The organism is Armatimonadota bacterium, assembly GCA_036504095.1.
GTDB lineage: Bacteria > Armatimonadota > DTGP01 > JAKQQT01 > JAKQQT01 > DASXUL01.
Genome location: DASXVS010000071.1, coordinates 110491 through 130123, shown reverse-complemented (window position 1 = coordinate 130123; position 19633 = coordinate 110491). Strand labels below are relative to the sequence as shown.

The 19633-nt window shown below is 63.5% G+C and carries 15 protein-coding genes; all 15 read left to right on the top strand.

The annotated features are described in order from the left end of the window. The first annotated feature begins 15 nt into the window (after positions 1–15). The 15 genes from VGM51_16100 (at position 16) to VGM51_16030 (ending at position 19502) form a co-directional block, all read left to right on the top strand. Entirely contained in the window at positions 16–1281 is a 1266-nt protein-coding gene (locus tag VGM51_16100; GenBank protein HEY3414561.1) for a 3-deoxy-D-manno-octulosonic acid transferase, read from the top strand. Further along, the gene (gene lpxK / locus VGM51_16095; GenBank protein ID HEY3414560.1) at positions 1278–2372 is read left to right on the top strand and encodes a tetraacyldisaccharide 4'-kinase; all 1095 of its coding nucleotides are present in this window, start codon (positions 1278–1280) and stop codon (positions 2370–2372) included. The genes VGM51_16100 and lpxK overlap by 4 nt, the downstream gene beginning before the upstream one ends. Continuing rightward, positions 2342–3295, top strand: a complete 954-nt coding sequence (locus VGM51_16090; GenBank protein ID HEY3414559.1) for a lysophospholipid acyltransferase family protein — start codon at positions 2342–2344, stop codon at positions 3293–3295. Before lpxK ends, VGM51_16090 begins: the two co-directional genes overlap by 31 nt. Next, positions 3292–4368 carry a glycosyltransferase family 9 protein gene (locus tag VGM51_16085; protein HEY3414558.1) on the top strand — a complete coding sequence of 359 codons (1077 nt, stop codon included), beginning with the start codon at positions 3292–3294 and terminating at the stop codon, positions 4366–4368. Before VGM51_16090 ends, VGM51_16085 begins: the two co-directional genes overlap by 4 nt. Then, positions 4365–5501 carry a glycosyltransferase family 4 protein gene (locus VGM51_16080; protein HEY3414557.1) on the top strand — a complete coding sequence of 379 codons (1137 nt, stop codon included), beginning with the start codon at positions 4365–4367 and terminating at the stop codon, positions 5499–5501. The genes VGM51_16085 and VGM51_16080 overlap by 4 nt, the downstream gene beginning before the upstream one ends. Before the next feature lie 32 nt (positions 5502–5533). Then, entirely contained in the window at positions 5534–8425 is a 2892-nt protein-coding gene (locus VGM51_16075; GenBank protein ID HEY3414556.1) for a malectin domain-containing carbohydrate-binding protein, read from the top strand. 75 nt (positions 8426–8500) lie between these two features. Next, positions 8501–9316: a M55 family metallopeptidase gene (locus tag VGM51_16070; protein ID HEY3414555.1), complete on the top strand. Its 816-nt coding sequence runs from the start codon at positions 8501–8503 to the stop codon at positions 9314–9316. A 24-nt stretch (positions 9317–9340) separates the two neighbouring features. After that, the gene (locus VGM51_16065; protein ID HEY3414554.1) at positions 9341–11167 is read left to right on the top strand and encodes a S9 family peptidase; all 1827 of its coding nucleotides are present in this window, start codon (positions 9341–9343) and stop codon (positions 11165–11167) included. 15 nt (positions 11168–11182) lie between these two features. Then, on the top strand, positions 11183–13201 hold the full coding sequence (locus VGM51_16060; protein ID HEY3414553.1) for a beta-galactosidase: 2019 nt from the start codon (positions 11183–11185) through the stop codon (positions 13199–13201). Continuing rightward, positions 13180–14328, top strand: a complete 1149-nt coding sequence (gene cbiM / locus VGM51_16055; GenBank protein HEY3414552.1) for a cobalt transporter CbiM — start codon at positions 13180–13182, stop codon at positions 14326–14328. Before VGM51_16060 ends, cbiM begins: the two co-directional genes overlap by 22 nt. Next, a complete protein-coding gene (gene cbiQ / locus VGM51_16050; protein ID HEY3414551.1) occupies positions 14285–15229 on the top strand; it encodes a cobalt ECF transporter T component CbiQ in 945 nt (314 codons plus the stop codon). Before cbiM ends, cbiQ begins: the two co-directional genes overlap by 44 nt. Beyond that, positions 15229–16050: an ABC transporter ATP-binding protein gene (locus VGM51_16045; protein ID HEY3414550.1), complete on the top strand. Its 822-nt coding sequence runs from the start codon at positions 15229–15231 to the stop codon at positions 16048–16050. The genes cbiQ and VGM51_16045 overlap by 1 nt, the downstream gene beginning before the upstream one ends. Positions 16051–16133: 83 nt before the next feature. After that, the gene (locus VGM51_16040; protein HEY3414549.1) at positions 16134–17057 is read left to right on the top strand and encodes an NAD-dependent epimerase/dehydratase family protein; all 924 of its coding nucleotides are present in this window, start codon (positions 16134–16136) and stop codon (positions 17055–17057) included. 152 nt (positions 17058–17209) lie between these two features. After that, positions 17210–18334, top strand: a complete 1125-nt coding sequence (locus tag VGM51_16035; protein ID HEY3414548.1) for a sugar-binding protein — start codon at positions 17210–17212, stop codon at positions 18332–18334. A 127-nt stretch (positions 18335–18461) separates the two neighbouring features. After that, positions 18462–19502 carry an ABC transporter permease gene (locus VGM51_16030; protein HEY3414547.1) on the top strand — a complete coding sequence of 347 codons (1041 nt, stop codon included), beginning with the start codon at positions 18462–18464 and terminating at the stop codon, positions 19500–19502. The last annotated feature ends 131 nt before the right edge of the window (positions 19503–19633 follow it).

The window sequence follows — 19633 nt, the reverse complement described above, 5'->3', positions numbered from 1 at the left end:
GATCCGCGTTCGGGAATGTGGCCGTGGATCGCGTATAACGCCGCGCTCGGGGCTCTTGTGCCTGTATGGGGACCGTACGCCGCGTGGAGGTTAACGCGCGGTAACAGCCGTGCCGGCCGGAAGGAACGGCTGGGGCTTGGGCCGGCGCTGCCGCCGTCCAATCGGCGGGTGTGGATGCACGGGGCTTCCGTGGGTGAGATGGTCGCATTGCAGCCGATTGCCCGGCGGTTTCACGCGATCCGCCCCGATGCGAAGGTCGTAGTTTCCACGATCACACCCACCGGACAGGAAGTAGCGCGGCGGGCCTTCGACTGGGCGGAGCAGGCTCGCTATTTCCCTTTGGATATGCCTGGGCCTGTGGCGCGCAGCGTGAATGCCGTGGGGGCGACCGTGGTTGCGCTGCTAGAGACCGAATTGTGGCCGAATTTCATCCACGCTGCGTCGATCGTTGGCCCGGTGGTGTTGCTGAACGGCCGGATTTCGGACCGCACGTTCCGCTCGGCGCAGAGATTCAGGCCGCTCTACCGCTGGATGCTGAATCACCTCACCATGATGGGGATGCAGACGGAGGGCGATGCGGAGCGTATCCGGGAACTGGGCGCGCCGGCGGACCGGGTTCACGTGATGGGCATCTCGAAATTCGACGAATCGGTACCGAGCCTCAACGAGGCGGCCAAACGAGAATGGCGGGACAAACTAGGTCTGGGCGACGCAAGGCTGCTCATCGCAGGGAGTACGTTTCCGGGCGAGGATGAAGCCGTCCTGCAAGCGTTCAGGGTGTGCCGCAGTGTGACGCCGAATCTCCGCCTGCTGATCGCGCCAAGGCACATTGAACGCGCCGCCGCCATCCTCGCGCTGGCGGCTTCTGCCGGCTTCTCAGCCGGGCTGCGAAGCAACGGGCCGGCCGCCGATGTGGACGTGGTCATCGTCGATACGTATGGTGAGCTTGCCACCCTTTATGGACTCGCCGAGGCGGCATTTGTCGGACGGAGCCTGGGCGCAAACCGGGGAGGGCAGAATCTGATTCAGCCGATGGCGCATGGAGTTCCGGCGATCCACGGACCCAATATGCAGAATTTCCGTGACGTGGCGGGACAGGCCGACAATTCGGCGGCCGCGCAAGTTGTCACGGACGCGGAAGGTCTGGCCGACGCGTGGCTGCGTATCCTCACCTCGGAGGAATGGCGCCGGGCGATGGGCGAGGCAGGTCGCTCGGAGGTGAAGCGGAACAAAGGGGCGTCCGACCGGTACGCCCGGGTTATGGCGGGGCTGCTTCCGTGAGCAACCGTACCGACCGCGTGCTGGCCATTATGCGCGACGAGGAGCAGGGGGCAGGGGCCTCCGCCGCGCGATTCGTGTTGTGGCTGGTCTCAGGCGTCTACACGGCGGTCATCACTCTATACTGGCTGATGTACCGTGCCGGAATGCTGAGGAAGGTGCGCCTGCGGGCGGTAGTACTCAGTGTCGGCAATGTTACTGTCGGCGGCACCGGCAAAACGACGACGATTCAGTACCTGGGAAGCCTGCTGGCCCGCAACGGGACGCGCGCGGCCGTGTTGAGTTACGGATATCGGGCCGGTGATAAGGACGCCGTAAATGTGGTTTCGGATGGCGAGTGCGTCCGCATGACCGCGGCGGCCGCCGGCGACGAAGCGGTGCTTCTGGCCCGGGCGCTGCCTGGAACACCGGTTCTGATAGGGCGGCGGCGCGTGCTGTCGGGCGCAGAGGCGGAACGGCGTTTCGCGCCCGATGTGTTGTTGTGTGACGATGCATTCCAGTACTGGCGGCTTCACCGCGACGTGGACCTGGTGCTCGTCGACGCCGTGGAACCTTGGGGCTACGGGTATGTGCTGCCGCGGGGCCTGCTTCGTGAACCGAAGCGCCAATTGCGCCGAGCCGATGCGATCCTGATCACGCATTCGGATCTGGTGACGCCTCAAAGGCTGAACGCGCTGAAGGCCGAAGTGGGAGCGATGGGCGCGCCGGTCTGGACCGCGCGCCACGCTCCCTGCGGCTTGACGGACCTTGAAGGCGGAAACCCGGCGCCCGCGGACGCTCTGAAGGGCGCCGCGGTTCTGGCAGTGTCATCGCTCGGCGATCCGGCGTCGTTCGAAGCGACGCTGACGATGCTGGGGGCGGCCGTAACGCCGTGCCGTTTCGCCGACCATCATCGCTACACACAGGCCGAGGTGGCGGAAGTCGAGGAAAGGGCTCGCGAAAGCGGCCTCCGTATTGTGACGACGGCGAAGGACGCCGTGAAACTGGAAGGACTGGCGAGCGCCGAATCCTGGCGCGTACTTGGCGTCACCCTGGCCGTGGATGACTCTGAATCGTTTGATACATGGATTCTTCAATACACAAGAAGGGATTGAGCCGGAAGGGGGCCGAGTTGTGGCTGGGCCGTACCGCCTTGATGGGTGTTTCGCGGCTCGCTCTGGCTCTTCCCGAGAAGACGGCGCTGCGCGTGGGCGCCGGGCTTGGGGCGCTGTGGTATCGATCCTCGCGGAGGTACCGCCTCGTGGCAGTGAACAACCTGAGGCAGGTATACGGCAATGAGTGGGACCATGCGCGTATCGAGCAGACGGCGCTGGACATGTTCCGTCATCTCGGAATGAACCTCATCGAATTCCTGCGGTTCAGCGGAACGGATCTCAGGCGTCTGGACACGCTGGTAAGTGTAGAGGGCGAGGAGTATGCGCGGGAAGCTCTCTCCCGCGGCCACGGCATCCTGGCGATAACGGCGCATTACGGGAATTTCGAATTGTTCGGCGCGACGTTCGTCCGGAAGGGATATCCCCTCAGTGTCATCGCGCGCGATGCGGACGACGCGCCCACGAACGATTTCATCAACGGCATCCGTGAGCGGATGGGTTACCGCGTGTTTTCCAGGCGCAACGCCGCGCGGCAAAGCATCGGGGTGCTCCGGCGGAACGAAGTGCTGGGAGTCCTGCCGGACCAGAACGACACCCAAGGCATCTTCGTACCGTTCTTCGGGCGCCTTGCCGCCACCGCGAGTGGCCCCGCGTATATGGCGATACGGACCGGCGCCACCGTGCTCCCGGCGTTCATCCACCGTGAGCCGGACGGCAGCCACATCGTGAAGATTTTCCCTCCCATCGAGTACGTCGTCTCCGACGATCTACAGGCGGATGTCAAGGCACTGACCGTTCAGATAAACAAGGCAGTTGAAACCGCCGTGAAAGAACACCCGGAGCAATGGCTCTGGCTGCACAATCGTTGGAAGACACGCCCACCCGAAGAGCTTGAGGGCGGTTGCGGAGACCCGGTTCAATGACGGACCTGACGCAAAAGAGATTTGACCGCATTCTCGTCGTCAAGCTCAGCGCTATCGGCGACGTCATCATGGCGACGCCGTTCGCGCGCGGGCTAAAGGACCTGTATCCGGATGCGCAGATCGACTGGGTTGTCGAGCCGTTGAGCGCGGACATACTCCGAGGCAATCCGTATCTGAGGGATGTTATCGTCTGGAATCGCGCAAAGGGTAAGGCCGCCAAAGGCCTGAAGGGCGTCCTGTCGTTCGCGAAAGACACCTTGAGCCTCCGCCGGCGCCTCCACGGCCGCTACGACGTTGCATTCGACATCCAGGGGCTTGGTCGAAGCGCCGCGGCGATGTGGGCGGGCGGGGCGCCTATCCGGGTCGGGAAGGACGACGCTCGCGAGGGGGGGCGATTGCTGCTGACGCATGCGTTCCCCGTACCGGAACCGACCTACCGCGCCGCCATCCAGTACACCGGAATCCTGCGTTTCCTCGGGCATCAGAACCCGCCCATTGACCTGGAAGTCTTCCCGGATGACGGCAACCGGGCGAGGGCGGACGCCCTGCTCGCCGGGTTCGACTCACCCCGCGGTTTCGTATCAATCACGCCCGCGACTACCCGCCCCTACAAACATTGGACCAATGAGGCGTTCGCGGAGACGCTCGATCTATTGAAGGATTCGTTCGGCCTGGAGGCGGTGATCCACGGCGGTCCCGCGGACGTCGAAATGGCGGAGGGTATCGCGGGGCTATGTCGGAGCGTCCGTCCGCGCATCGTCGCAGGCCAGACCACGCTCCGGGATGCGGCGGAGGTGATTCGCCGGTCCAGGCTGCTCGTGGGCGTTGATACCGGGCTGATGCACTTCGGTATGGCGACGGGAACGCCCACGGTCGCGATCTTCGGGCCTACAAACCCGCATCGGCTGCGGGACGAACCCCACGTTCGCGTGCTGCGGCAGAGCGCCATCCTGCGCCAGGACAACATCGTCAAGAAGCGGGATTGGTGGGAAGACCGTTCCATCGACCTGAACACTCCGGCCGACGTGCTGGCCGCGGCGAGCGACCTGTTGAGTGAGGTAGCGGCGGCGTGAAGATTCTGCACATCGAAACCGGCAGGCATTGGCTGGGCGGCCCCGCGCAGGTCTTATATCTGATGCAGGGGCTCAAAATGCGCGGGCACGGCGTTTGCCTCGTGTGCCCGAAATCGAGCGCGTTGGGCCTTCGCGCCGCCGACGCGGGGCTGGAAGTTCAATTCACGGCCTTCGACAGCGACGTCGATCCGCGTCTCTTGTGGGGCGCGACGAAGGCGATCCGGGCATTCGATCCGGATATCGTCCACCTGCACAGCCGGCGCGGCGCGGATACGCTGGGAGCGGTCGCTGCCCGCCTCTGCCACAGGCCGACAGTCTTGTCCCGCCGGGTGGATTATCCGCTTCGGGATGCGCCGTTGGTGCGCTGGCGCTACGAAAACCTCTTCGACCACATCATCGCGATTTCGGAGGCGATCCGCCGGGTTGTCATCGCGGGCGGGGTTGCGGCCGAGAACGTGACCACCGTCCACAGTGCGGTGAATATCGAGCAGTTCCACCCTGATGCCGAGCGGGCGGCTGCTGCGCGCTCCGAGCTGGGCGTAGCCCCGGACGCACCCCTGTTCGCCATCGTCGCGCACATGATCCCACGAAAAGGGCATGACGTCTTGTGGAACGCGGTGAAACGGCTGTCGGACGAAGCGCCAGAGCTCCGTGTCGCCGTATTCGGCAAAGGGGATTCGGAGCAGCGGCTTCGCGACCGCGCCGCGGAGTTGGGCATCGATGGACACCTGGTCTGGTGCGGCTTTCGGGAGGACCTGCCGGATGTGCTTCCGGCGATCGATTGCCTCGTGCACCCCGCGAGGATGGAGGGACTGGGGGTGGCCATCCTTCAGGCGCTCGCGTGCGCCAAACCGGTGATCGCGTGTCCGGTGGGCGGCATTCCCGAAGCGGTCAGCCCCCCGGAGGACGGCTGGCTGGTTCCTGTCGATGATGACGCCGCTTTGGCCGACGCCATGCGGAGCGTTATCGCCGATCCCAGCGCGGCAGCGCTCAAAGGCGCCGCGGGCCGCATCTTGATGGAGCGATCCTTCAGCGTGGACGCCATGGTGGAAGGCAACCTCGCCGTCTACGAGAAGGTGCTGCGGCGCGATCCCCGCACCGGCGTGCCCGTTTCCGCCGCCGGTCCCGCGTAGCGTATATCAGGCTTGTTGTCGAGGTAGAGGCGATGAAGAAGCGCGTGAGGTCTGTCATCCCGGTGCTCCTTGCCCTGGCGGCACCCTGCGGCGCGCGCGTGGCGGTTGTCTGTCCCCGCGGGGCCTCGCCGATGGAGCGACTGGGCGCGTTGGAAGTGAGGCGCTATTTCTACCTGCGCACCGGAGAAATGCCGGAGATTGTGGAAATTGCGCCGCGGACCGGCGACGTGGTAACCGTGGCAAATGCCCCCAACCCCTCGCGGCTCGGGCTGAAGCCTCAACAGTATCTCCTCAAGACCTCAACGGAGCGAAATAGAAGGCTCGTGACCGTGGCGGGCGGTGACTCGCCCGGAACGCTGTACGGGGCGTACGCCCTCTGCGAGCGGCTGGGGGTCCGGTTCTACCTCCATAGCGATGTAATTCCGGATAAGCGCATCCCCGCGCGACTGCCCATCATCAACGAGCGCGGGCGCCCCCTGTTCGCTCTTCGCGGTATCCAGCCGTTCCACGATTTTCCCGAAGGTCCCGACTGGTGGAGCGAGGACGCTTGCCGCGCGGTCATCGGTCAACTGCCCAAATTGCGCATGAACTTCATCGGCCTGCACACGTATCCTGAGCCTATCGCCGAACCGGCCACGTGGATCGGGCAGGTTTCGGATATGGACGCGAACGGACGTGTCAATGCCGGCTACCCGGCCGCGTGGTTCAACACCGCGCTCACGACTTGGGGATATACCGCAAAAAAGACGTCCGATTACTCTTTCGGGGCCGATCTCCTCTATGACCGCGACGACTACGGCTCCGATGTGATGCGGGGGCTCACACCTCGCCCCGCGACGGCACAACAGGGGGCTCAAGTCTTCAGCCGTGCGGCCTCGATGCTGCGAACGGCGTTTACCGATGCGAAAGCGCTGGGGGTGAAGACCTGCATCGGAACCGAAACACCGCTCACCGTCCCGTCACAAGTCAAGGCGAGGCTGAAGGCGGCCGGCAAGGACCCCGCGGACGCCGGGGCTGTTCGTGAGTTGTACAAAGGCATATTCCTACGGCTGATGCGGGCGTGCCCGGTTGATTTCTACTGGCTCTGGACGCCCGAAGGCTGGACGTGGGACGGCGCGTCCCCGGAACAGGTCTCGGCAACTTTGAACGATATGAAAGCAGCGGATGCCGCCGCGCGATCTGCGAAGGCGCCGTTCAAAATGGCCGCTTGCGGTTGGGTGCTGGGGCCGCAGAATGACCGCTCGCTGCTCGACCGCGAACTGCCCCGGGACTGGAGCCTCAGCGCCATCAACCGCAGCGTCGGAATGTCGCCGGTTGAACCGGGCTTCGCCGACGTGAGAAAGCACGGCAAATGGGCCATCCCCTGGCTCGAAGACGATCCCGGCCTGACGGCGCCGCAACTGTGGGCAGGCCGAATGCGGGCGGACGCCGCCGATGCACTTGATTACGGCTGTAATGGGCTGATGGGCATCCACTGGCGGACGCGGGTGGTTGGTCCCAATGTCAGCGCGTTGGCCAAAGCCGCGTGGGACCAGAGTCCCTGGCGTCGCGCGCTGCCGAAGCAGGTGGAAACCGTGCAGGGGCAGGTATCGAGTTTCCCCGGCGCAGCCATCGCGGACACCACGGAGGCGCCGGTCTACCGGGACGTTCGGTATGAAATGAGCGCGTACCGCCTGGCGATCCCGAACGGCACGTATACGGTGACGCTCAAGTTTTGCGAGCCGTATTACAGTGAGGCAGGCAAGCGGGTTTTTGATGTCTCCATCCAGGGTCGGCCGGTTCTCGAGAACCTTGACGTGTTCGCCCGCGTCGGCAAAGACCGTGCGCTGGACTATACCTATCCAGGAGTAAAGGTTAACGACGGGAAACTTAACATCGCATTCGGTAAGCGCGTCGAATTCCCCTGCATCGCGGGCATCGCCGTGGAAACTCCGGGGTTCAGCCGAAAGATCAACTGCGGCGGGCCGGCATGGAGAGACTATGAGGCAGACATCGTGGAGGCACCGCGCGATCGACCCATAATCGATTTCTACCGGGATTGGGCGGCGGTGGAGTTCGGCCCGGAGATCGGGACAGCGGCCGCTGCGCTGTTCGCGAAACTGGACGGAAAACTGCCGAGACCCGTGGGTTGGATCGATGGGCCGGGAGGGCTGGGTCCGGATAACCGGGCTTGGAGTGAAGCGGCGCCCGAATATGCCTTCGTAGATGAATTTGCGGCGCTGGGTATCCGCGTAACGGGCGCCGGCGAGCGCGACCGGTACGGCTACTGGTTGGCGCAGTTCCGGTATCTTCGCGCCACGGCGCGCTTACGGTGTGACTGGGGAACCTTCGAGCGCGCGATGGGCGAGGTGAAAGCTGTGCCGGGTGCGGACAAGGCGCGGATGGCCGTAGAGCGGGCGCTGCCCGCGCGTGTCGCTATGGTCAAGGATCTGCGAGAGGTTTATACGCAGATGCTTCGTTTCGTGAGCAGCCCGGGCGAAATGGGTACCATCACGAATTGGGAACAGCATATAGGCACGGGCCTCATGGGGCGAACGGGCGCCGACCTTGCGGCTGCCCTTGGTAAGGCTCTGCCGCCGGAATCATTGCCCGGTAAGGGATACGCCGGCCCGCTGCGTGTGTTCGTACCTGTGGTCCGGACTTCCGCGATGCGCCACGAACGCCTGAAGTTGCAGGCGACCGTTCTGTCGGCAGCCAGTCCCGCTTCTTTCACACTGTGCTGGCGGCCGATGGGGCGTGGAAGTTTCCGCACGGTCCCCGTACGGCATATTGCGCGCGGTGTTTACAGCGTGGCATTGCCTTCCGCGACCGAGGATTTCGAGTATTACGTTAAGGTTGTTGACAAGGCAGGTGAGAAGGCCGTGTGGCCCGCCTCGGCGCCGGCAATCTGTCAGACGGTGGTCGTGTGGGGGAATGGGAAGTGAGACCGGAGGCCGGCGTCTGGGTTCGCGCCTCATTGACAGGCCTCAGTTCTCGATGCCCGGGGAGGGCAGCAGACGTTGAAAGTATTCATCAGTTCGGACCTGGAAGGAACGGCCGGGATCGTTGCCTGGGATCAGACAAATCCGTCAGACAAGAGCTATGACCATGCCGTCGCGCTGATGCTCGGAGAAGTGAACGCCGCCATCGAAGGCGCGCTCGCGGCCGGCGCCACCGATATCGTGGTCTGCGACAGCCACAATTCCATGCGCAACCTTGAACCCATGGGGTTGCACCCGGCGGCCCTGCTCAATCAGGGTGGCGGGAAGCCATTGAGCATGATGCAGGGAATCGACGACTCGTTCGACGCAGTCTTCCTCACCGGCTACCATGCCCAGGTCGGTGAAGCGGGAGTTCTGAACCACACTTACTGGGGCAGCGTGGTGAGCGGAGTGCGGCTCAACGGCCAGGCCGTCGGCGAAACCGGCATCAATGCTGCGGTCGCCGGGTATTTCGGTGTGCCGGTAGCGCTGGTCACCGGCGACAGCGTCCTGGCCCGGGAAGCGGAGGAGCTTCTTGGCAACGTCGAGACCGCCGCAGTGAAGACGCCGACCGGGCGATTCAGCGCCACAGCGGTCCATCCTACGGTGGCCAGGGAAAGAATTCGCGACGCGGCCGCGCGCGCGGTCATCCGTGCAAGCGATATGGAGCCATTCTCCCTTGAGACCCCTGTCACACTGGAAATGAGCGTCCTCCAATCCTCGCAGATGGATCGCATTGCGCTGATTCCCGGTGTGGATCGGATCACCCAGCGGACCATGCGATTCACCCACGATGACTACATCACGGTATTCAAATGCTTTCTGGCGGCCTGTGTGCTCGGCCAGTCAGCCTGACGGCACGGAAATGAAAGGCCTCGGATGCCCCCAACACTGATCCCGAGAGAAACCCTGTTTGGCAATCCCACCTTCACCCGGCCCGGTTTGTCACCGGACGGCCGCTGGCTTGCCTATATCGCGCCGCTGGATGGCGTGCTGAACGTCTGGCTGCGTGCGGCGGAAGGCGGAGATGCGGAGCCACTGACAAACGACACTGGGCGCGGCATCCGTGCTTATGCTTGGACGTACGACCGCGAGCACGTTCTGTATGTACAGGACAGGGATGGTGACGAGAACTGGCACGTCTACGCGGTCCGCATCACCGATCGCGCCGTACGCGATCTCACGCCGGCGGACGGCGTGCAGGCGCACTTGGTAGCGGTCGAGCGAAACACGCCGGATCGCATCCTGGTGGCGCTCAACCAGCGCGACCCGGCATTGCACGACGTGTATGAAGTCACGCTCTCGACCGGAGAGTCGCAGGTAGCCCTCGAAAACCCGGGTGATGCGCTGGCGTTCGTCGCGGACGCATCGTTGCAGGTGCGATGCGTGGCGGCGCAAACGGCTGACGGAGGATGGGACATCCGGCTCCGAGGTCCGGAAGATGGCGAGTGGAAATCGGTCCATACCGTCGGCCCCGAGGACGAGGCCGGGCCGCTCAGCTTCTCCGAGGATGGCGCCGGACTGTATATCGTGACCAGCAAGGACGCGAACGCGAAGCAGGTGGCGTTGCTGGATGCAGCCTCCGGAAGCCTTCGGGTGCTCGCCGGGCGCGAAGATGTCGACTGCGGAGACGTGGTGTTTCACCCCGTCTCGCGCGAACTCCAGGCGGTTTCGTTCGATCGCCACCGGACCGAATGGGAGGTATTGGACGAGTCCCTGCGCGCCGACCTCGAAGCGCTCAAAGCGGTCAACGACGGCGACCTGGGCATCGGAAGCCGGACCGATGACGACTCGCGATGGATCGTGGAATACACGCGCGACATCGGCAGCGTGGGATACTACTTGTATCATCGCACCGAAAAACGGGCTGAGTTCCTGTTCTCCGCACGGCCGGAATTGGACCGCTACACGCTCGCCCCGATGAGCGCGGTGGACATCCGCTCGCGCGACGGTCTCACTTTGCCATCATATCTCACGCTTCCGGTTGGCTCCAATGGCAAGAATCTGCCGATGGTGCTGAATGTCCACGGCGGACCGTGGGCGCGCGACCAATGGGGATACGATCCGGAGGCGCAGTGGTTCGCGAACCGCGGTTATGCGTGCTTACAGGTTAACTTCCGTTCATCAGAGGGCTTCGGCAAAGCGTTCACGCACGCGGGCGATCGCGAGTGGGGCCGCAAGATGCTGGACGACCTGATCGACGCTGTTGACTGGGCCGTTGAACGCGGAATCGCCGACCCGGCTCGAGTGGCGATCTTCGGAGGCAGTTACGGCGGCTACGCGGTCCTCTGCGGGCTGGCATTCCAACCGAGAGTCTTCTGCTGCGGCGTGGACATCGTTGGGCCAAGCAATTTGCTCACTTTCCTGAACTCCATCCCTCCGTATTGGGAAGTCATGCGCAAGATGCTCGATGACCGGGTGGGCCGCGCGGTGGAGGATGAGGATATGCTCAAAGAGCGTTCGCCTCTGTTCCACGTCGAGAACATCGTAAAGCCGCTCCTGATTGCGCAGGGAGCGAACGACCCGCGCGTTCCACAGGCGGAAAGCGACCAGATCGTCGCCGCGATGGAAAGCTCCGGCAAACCGGTTGAGTATATGGTTTTTGAGGACGAAGGTCACGGTTTTGCCCGACCGGAAAACAGGCTCAAGTTCTACGCCGCCGCGGAAGCGTTCCTCGCCAAATATCTCGGTGGACGAAGCGAGTAGACAGAAAGGGACACGATGATAAACCCGAAACTGCCGTGCATCTGGTATGGCGCAGACTACAACCCGGACCAGTGGCCTGAAGAGGTATGGCAAGACGACGTCCGCCTCATGAAGAAGGCCGGCGTGAACATCGCTACGCTGCCGGTTTTCAGTTGGGTCAAGCTGCAGCCGGAGGAGCAGAAGTTCAACTTCGGCTGGCTCGACCGGATTCTGGATCTGTTGTACGAAAACGGGGTCTATTCCTGCCTTGCGACGTCCACCGCCGCGCAGCCGGCCTGGATGTCCGCCAAGTATTCCGATGTCCTGCCGGTCGATCGTGACGGCCGGCGTAGGAAGCATGGCTGGCGGCAGAATTACTGCCCGAACAGCCCCAATTTCCGCCGCCTGTCCCAGGGCCTCGCCCGGAAGATGGCGGAGCGGTACAAGAAGCACCCCGGGCTGGCCATCTGGCATGTGAGCAACGAATACGGCCCGCAATGCTATTGCGAGAAATGCGCGCAGGCCTTCCGCGAGTGGCTGAACGAACGGTACGGGTCTCTGGACGAAGTGAACCGCAGGTGGTACACGGCGTTCTGGTCGCACGCCTTTACGGATTGGGACGAAATCCAGTCTCCAACCGAGCACGGTGACCAGAGCGTGCCGGCAATGCTGCTGGACTACGACCGCTTTCAAAGCGAAAGCTGCCTCGCGTGCTACCGCGGCGAGGCAGACATCCTGAGGTCTATCACACCGGACGTGCCGATCACGACAAACCTGATGGGCACATTCAAACCTCTGGACTACTTCGCGTGGGCTAAGCACTTGGACGTCGTCTCGTGGGACTCGTACCCGCAGAGGACCGACCCCATATGGCTGCCGGCCATGCGCCACGACCTGATGCGGGGGCTGAAGGACGGGAAGCCGTTCATGCTCATGGAGCAAACGCCGGACCAGACGAACTGGGGCGAACGCAACAGCCTGAAGGCGCCCGGTGTGATGCGCGCGCAGAGTTACCAGGCGATTATGCACGGCGCCGACACCGTGATGTTCTTCCAATGGCGCCGCGGGCAGGGAGGCTTCGAGAAATTCCACGGGGCATTCGTGGACCATTCCGGCAGCGACGAAACGCGAACCTACCGGGAATGCGCAGCGCTGGGCGCGGAGTTGAAATCGCTCGGCGACACGTTGATCGGTTCGACGGTGCCAGCCCGCGTGGCCATCCTGTTCGATTGGGAATGCTGGTGGGCTCAAGAACATGCGCCGGGTCCAACGAAGGATCTGCGATACCTCGACCAGGTGCAGAAATGGTATGCGGCGGTGCATGCCATGAACGTGCCGGTGGAACTGGTGAATCCGAGCGCCGACCTCGAGCGGTTCGACGTGGTGATCGTGCCGACGCTGTATATGGTGCGGCCCGGCGTGGCGCAAAACCTGGAGGGCATCGCACAGCGCGGAGGCGCCGTTATCGGGAGCCTGTGGACCGGCATCGTGAACGAGAACGACCTCGCTTTCTTGGGAGGCTATCCCGGCCCGCTGCGCAAACTCTTTGGCATCTGGAACGAGGAAATCGACCCCATGCAGCCAAACGATGTCCAGAAAGCGTGGCTTCACGCTCCCGAAGCGGCCATCGACGCCGAAACGTTCACGGCGCCGTTCACCTGCAGCGTGGCGGTCGAGAGATTGAAACTGGAGACCGCGGAAAGCGTTGCTTCCTATACGGAAGGCTGGCACAAGGGCGAGCCCGCCATCACGCGCAACGGGTTCGGTCAAGGCGAGGCGTGGTACGCCGGGACCGACCTGGATTCCGAGGGGCGCGGTTACATCCTGAACGCCGCGTTCCGTCCGCGCGGCATTCAAGCGCCGTTGGACGTACCGGCGGGCGTGGAAGTGGGGCAGAGGGTGAAGGATGGCAAGACCTTCACCTTCGTCGTCAACCACGGTCCGGCGCCTGTGAAAGTGTCGGCTCCCGCGGGCAAGGAACTGCTCAGCGGCAAAGCGGTTGGCGGAACGAATGAGTTGGCGTCGCAGGGGGTGTGGATTATCGAGGAGGGGTAGGAACGCCCGGCACGCAGAGCCGGCGAATGGTCGTGGTGAGAGAGGGATATCGCGTGCACATTCCGGATGGTTATCTTGGGCCGCAGACGTACGTTCCGGCGTACGTGGTGATGGCGGGATTCTGGGCCTCGGCGATTGCGAAGCTCAAGAAAACCCTGCGGAACCGCCAGGTGCCGATGCTGGCGCTTTCGGCCGCCTTTACCTTTCTCATCATGATGTTCAACGTCCCGATTCCGGGAGGGACGACCGGACACGCGGTGGGCGGCGTTCTGGTGGCGGTTCTCCTCGGCCCGTGGGCGGCCATGGTGGCGGTGAGCCTCGCGCTGATCCTGCAAGCGCTTCTCTTCGGTGACGGTGGAATCACGGCCTTGGGCGCGAATTGCCTGAACATGGCCGTGATCATGCCGTTCACGGGGTGGGGGGTATACCGCCTGATATCGGGAAAGGCGCCGGCTAGTTCGCGATTGCACGCTATCGCCGGCGCCGCCGGCGGTTACGTGGGACTGAACGCCGCCGCGCTTTCCGCGGCGGTGATGTTCGGTATTCAGCCGCTGTTGGCGCACGATGCAGCCGGTCACGCCCTGTACAGCCCGTTCGGGTTGAAAGTCGCCATCCCGGCAATGGCGGTAGAGCATCTGCTCGTTTTCGGAGTGGTGGAAGGGCTGGTTACGGGCCTCGTGATCGCGTATTTCCAGCGCACTTCGCCGGAATTGATACCCACCCGTGAGCGTACTTCAACAGACGCGGGCGTGCCGCTGGAGCGTCGGCTCATCCGCGCTCTGACGGTTCTGGCCATTCTGACACCGCTTGGACTGTACCTACCCGCGAGATTCGGCAGTGGTTCCGCGTGGGGGGAGTGGAGCGCGCAGCAAATCGGCAAGATGGCCGGCTACGTCCCGTCCGGCCTGGCCGGCGCGGAAGGGCGCTGGCATTCCGTACTGCCGGACTATGCGCTGCCGGGTCAGAAATCGGCGCCGCTGCTCGCGCTGAGCCTATCATACATCGTATCGGCTTTCGTTGGAATCGGCCTGTTGTGGCTGCTCTCCGCGGTTGCTGGCAAACTGATGAGAGGGAAGGAGCGCGATGGCTGCGATACCGGAGTGGCTGGCGCCTCAGGCCGGCGCTGATAGATGGACCGAGTCGCCGTTTCCGCGGAGGACTGAGCGGCGGGCCGGCGCATCGTCGGGACCGCTCCGAAAGGCTATCGCCGGCATCGGTTCCCTGGTCGCCGAAATGGCGTCGGGACGGGAGATCTCCGAAGCGGGCGGACTGCTCCAGCGCATTGACGCGCGCGCCAAGGTCGTCGGCATTCTCGCTCTGGTCATCGTGGCGACGCTCATTCGGAGACCGGAAACTCTTGCGGGGGCGTATGCGATCTGCCTGCTGCTGGCGGCGGCATCACGGATACCGGCACGACGCGTGGCGCGCGTGCTGCTCGCCATCCCCCTGTTTTCCGCGGCCATCATCCTGCCCGCCACCCTGAACGCAGTGACCCCGGGCCACCCGGTGTGGATCCTGGTACGGCCGGGACTCCTGACGCCTGGGACTTGGCATCTGCCGCCCTATCTGGCCGTGACCGATTCAGGGCTCGTGGTTGCGGCAAGATTCGTGCTCCGCACGGCCGTCTGCGTGACACTCGCGCTACTGCTGACCCTGACCACCCGCCCGGACCGGCTGTTCCGTGGGCTCCGCGCCATCGGCGCGCCGCGCCTGTTCGTGATGCTGCTGAGCATGATGGAACGCTATCTGCTCGTTCTGCTGCATGTCGCCGAGGAGATTCACCTCGCCAAGCGAAGTCGTTCCATCTCGGCGGGCACTCTGCGTGAGGAACAGGCCTGGGTGGGCGCCGGGGTCGGCTCGCTGTTCCGCCGCACGCAGTCGTTGGGAAACAACGTGTATCTGGCGATGCTGTCGCGCGGGTACACGGGCGAAGTGCGTCTGTTGGACGATCCGCCGCTTCATATGCGCGACTGGGCTTTTCTCTTTGCCGTCCTGGGTGCGGGCTCGGCCCTCTTTCTGCTGAGGTGATGCGCTTGCCGGTACTCTATTCCATCGAAGACGTTCATTTCGCATATCCGCGATACCCCGAAAGCCTGAGCGGCGTGACGTTCAACGTACAGCCAGGTGAGCGAGTGGTCCTTCTCGGCGCGAACGGCAGCGGCAAGTCAACCCTGCTGCACCTGATGGATGGTCTGTACTATCCCACCCAAGGGCGCATCACGGTGATGGGCGCGGCGCTGACCGAACAGGCGTTGGAACAGTCTGATTTCGGGCCCCGGTTTCGCAAGGAAGTCGGTTTTCTGTTCCAGAACTCCGACGCTCAGCTCTTCTGCCCGACGGTGGAAGAGGAAATCGCGTTTGCGCCGCTGCAATTGCGATTGCCGAAGGATGAAATCCGCACTCGCATCGAGGACACGCTGAAGCTGCTCAATCTGGAGGATCTCCGCGACCGGCCTCCGCAAACGCTCAGCGCCGGGCAGAAAAAGCGAGTAGCGCTGGCCTCGCTCCTGGCCGTCGGCCCGTCGGTGCTCCTGCTCGATGAACCAACTGCAGGGCTGGACCCTCGAAGCCAGCATGTATTGCTGGATCTGCTCGGCCAGTTGGCGGCGGCCGGCGTAACCCTCGTAACGGCAACGCACGACCTGGCCCTCGTTCCGCACCTGGCCGACCGCGCGCTCGTGCTCAGCGAAGAACACTCCCTTGTCGCCGACCGCGATGCGATTGATATTCTGTCCGATACGGAACTGCTGCTCTCGGTGAATCTCGTTCACGCTCACGCCCACGAGCACGAAGGCCTGGTCCACGTTCACCCCCACCAGCACGTCATCGCGCATGACCACGAGCACTAATCACGTACGCCGCATCCTATGCGTTATTGATCCCGGTGCTAGAATAGCGATGGACCATCGAGAGTTCAGGGAAGGATCAGATCGTGACTATCAAACGAGCCGTAGTAACCGGCGGAGCGGGCTTCATCGGCTCGCATATTGTTGACGCGCTTCGCGCCAAGGGCGCGGAAGTGGTTGTTATCGACAACCTCGTATCGGGGAAAGCCTCCAACCTGCCGAAGGACGTGCGCCTTGAGACGGTGGACGTGCGGGATCCCGCCGTCGAGTCTATCATGCGCAATTTCTCGCCCGAAGCCGTTTTCCACCTCGCCGCACAGATGGACGTCCGCCGATCGGTTGAAGACCCGCTCTTCGACAACCATGTCAACGTGTACGGAACCGTAAACGTGCTGCGCTCCGCGTTGGCCGCGGGCGCGCAGCGATTCGTGTTCAGTTCCACCGGCGGCGCAATGTACGGCGATGTGGACGAAATTCCCACGCCTGAAACCGTGCCGCCCATGCCGATCGCGCCCTACGGGATCAGCAAACTGTGCGCGGAACGCTACATTCACTACTATCACGCGAATGGCCTTCCCGGAACCGTGTGCCGGTTCGGAAACGTATACGGTCCGCGCCAGGATCCCCACGGTGAGGCGGGTGTGGTGGCGATCTTCGGCAAACGCCTGTTGAACGGTCAGCCTTGCACCGTGTTCGGTGACGGTTCCCAGGTCCGGGACTACGTACACGTCAGCGACGTGGTGAAAGCGTGTCTCGCTGGGGTGGAAGCCCCCGGCGGCACCTTCAACATCGGAACCGGCGTGGGCACATCCGTGAACCGCCTGTACGAAATCCTCGCACAGGCTGCCGGCGTGAGTGATCCTCCGGTGTATGCGGAAGCGCGCAAGGGCGAAATGCAGACGAGCATCCTGAACGCGGGCCTGGCGGCGAAGGTGCTGGGGTGGAAACCCGCCGTCACGATGGAAGAAGGGCTCCCGCACTACATAGAATACCTGCGCCAGGCCGGCTGAATGTCCGGTTCGGTTCGCACAGTTTTACTTTGAGAGGGCGCCGGGGGCATGATTCTATCAAGCCGCCGGCGCTTTCTGTGTGTCCGGCCGGTATACACCGTGCTCCACGCCGTCACGGGACGGCAACATTGATCGAGCAAAGGAGACTGCCGATGTTCCGCGTGTCATTGCGCCACTTGTCTTCCGTTGGCCTGGCTCTGATATCGGCCGCAATCATCTCGTCCTGCGGCAACAAGACCGCCACCCCTGCCGGCAGCGGGGCGGGAGGATCGGGGCCGGCCGCTGACCTCCAACCGCCCGCCGCCGCGCAACCCCCGTCCGCCGAGGTGACAAAGCTGTTCGAAGCCCCGCGCAAGCCCAGCGGCCCGCTCAAATTCCAGATTATATCCAACGCGCAGTCGGCGTTCTGGGAAGCGGCGCGCACCGGCATGAAGGACGAGGCGCGCGCCTTGGGCGTGGAAGCCACATTCAACGCGCCGGACAAGTCCGAAGTGCCGCAGCAGCGCCGCCTGCTGGAAGACGCAGTGTCCAAGGGCGTTGACGGCATCGCGGTTTCCGCGATGGATCCGGAGGCCCTTGAGCCGATCATCAACGAACTGATGATGAAGGGCAAGCCACCCGTGCCGATCATCACCATCGATTCCGACTCACCGGCCTCGCACCGGTTGGCTTACATCGGCACGAACAACTTCCAGGCCGGCAAAGCGGCGGGCGAAGCGGCGCTGAAGTTCCTTCCCAAGGGTGGCGACATCGTCGCGTTCGTGGGGAACAAGGGCGCCGCGAACGCAACTGAGCGGGTTAACGGCTTTCGAAGCGTCACTGAGCCGCACGGCATCAAGGTCATTGCCGTCATGGAGGACCGGACGGACAAGACGCTGGCGCGCAAGAACGTTGAAGACGTGATCAACAAGTATGGCGACAAGGTCGCGGGATTCCTCGGCGTGTGGGCATACAACCCGCCCGCGATCGTCGCGGCCGTGCAGAGCGCACACAAGCGGGCGCAGTATAAGATCTTCTGCTTCGACCTTGAACCGGGTACCATCGATGCTCTGAAAGCCGGGCAGGTGGACTACACCATCGTTCAGAAACCTTACAAGTTCGGCTCGCTGGGTATCCAGTTCCTCACCGAGATCAACCGGAAGGGCCTGGCCGCCGCGCAGGCGGAATTGAAAATGCCAGCAAACGGCGTCATCGACACCGGCGTGACCGTTGTGACGAAGGACAACGTGGATAAGTTCGTCGCCGACCTCAACAAACTGGGCATCAAGTCATCGTGATGGCGCGCCTCCCTACTGCGCCGGTTGGTTCGCAGCGCCGCGTTTCGCTCCATCGACCGAAGTCGGGGGCCGTGATCGCCCCATTGGCTGAAGCCGATGGGGCGAGCCGAGACACGGGTGGTAACCAATGACCGCCCCGTCCAGCACGAAACCGCGCGGCCGCCTCGCCGGCCTCGTCGGATCGCGGGAAACGAGCGTCCTCCTCGCGGTGGTCCTGCTGTGCGTGGCGCTGTTCTTCTCGGGAGCGCGGGACCAGTTCTACAGCCAGAGCAACCTCCAGAATCTCAGCCGGCAGATTTCGCTGCTCTCGATCTTCGCGATCGGCGAAGCCGTGGTCATCATCGCCGGAGGGATCGACCTCAGCCTCGGGTCGTTGATTGCGTTCAACGGAGTGTTGACCGGGCTTCTGTTCACGCAGATCACCAAAGGGATGCCTTTTCCTGCGGCGTTCGCGATCACTGTCGTGTGCGTACTGGTGATGAGCTTGCTGGTGGGAGTATTTCACGCATCCCTGGTGCATTTCCTCAAGATGCCGCCGTTCGTGGTGACCCTCGGCACGCTGGTAATCCTGCGCAGCCAGTCGCAGCTTTACACGCACGCCGTTCCGGTCCAGTTGCCGGACAGCCAGTTCCATGCGTTCAACTTCCTCAGCAACGGCCTCCTGTTCGAAGGGCATCCGTGGGCGACCACCGTTCCGGTCATCGTGATGCTCGTTGTCGCGATCACTTACGATTTGCTCATGCGGCGGAGCCGGATCGGGCGATGCGTGTTCGCCGTTGGGGGCAACGAGGAAGCCACGCGACTGTCCGGCGTGAGCATCTTCAAGACCAAAGCGTTCGCCTATTGCAGCAGCGGCCTTCTGGCCGGGCTGGCGGGTCTTCTCTACGCTGCGTACAACCGCCAGGGCGATCCTTCCGCCGGCAACGGCTACGAGTTGAATGCCGTGGCCGCCGCGGTCATCGGCGGCGCGTCGTTGATGGGAGGGCAGGGGAGCATCGTCGGAACGGTCCTCGGCGCCTGCCTGTTGCAGATCATTCTCAGCGGCATCAACCTGATGCCTTCGCTCAGCAACCCCTCCGAGTGGGAAGGGACCGTGGTCGGCAGCATCGTTCTTCTAGCGGTTCTGTTCAACGTCATCCGGCAGCGCCGGCAGGAGCGGAGGGCGTGACGTTGAGAGCTTTCTCCGGCGAATGATCGGGAACGATGGCCGTTGCCGCTCCTCAAATCCGGCAAGAATTAGGAGAGCGCTGCGGCGCTCAAGGTGAGCCGGTTTCAACCGGCTTCGTCAACCAGGCGTCG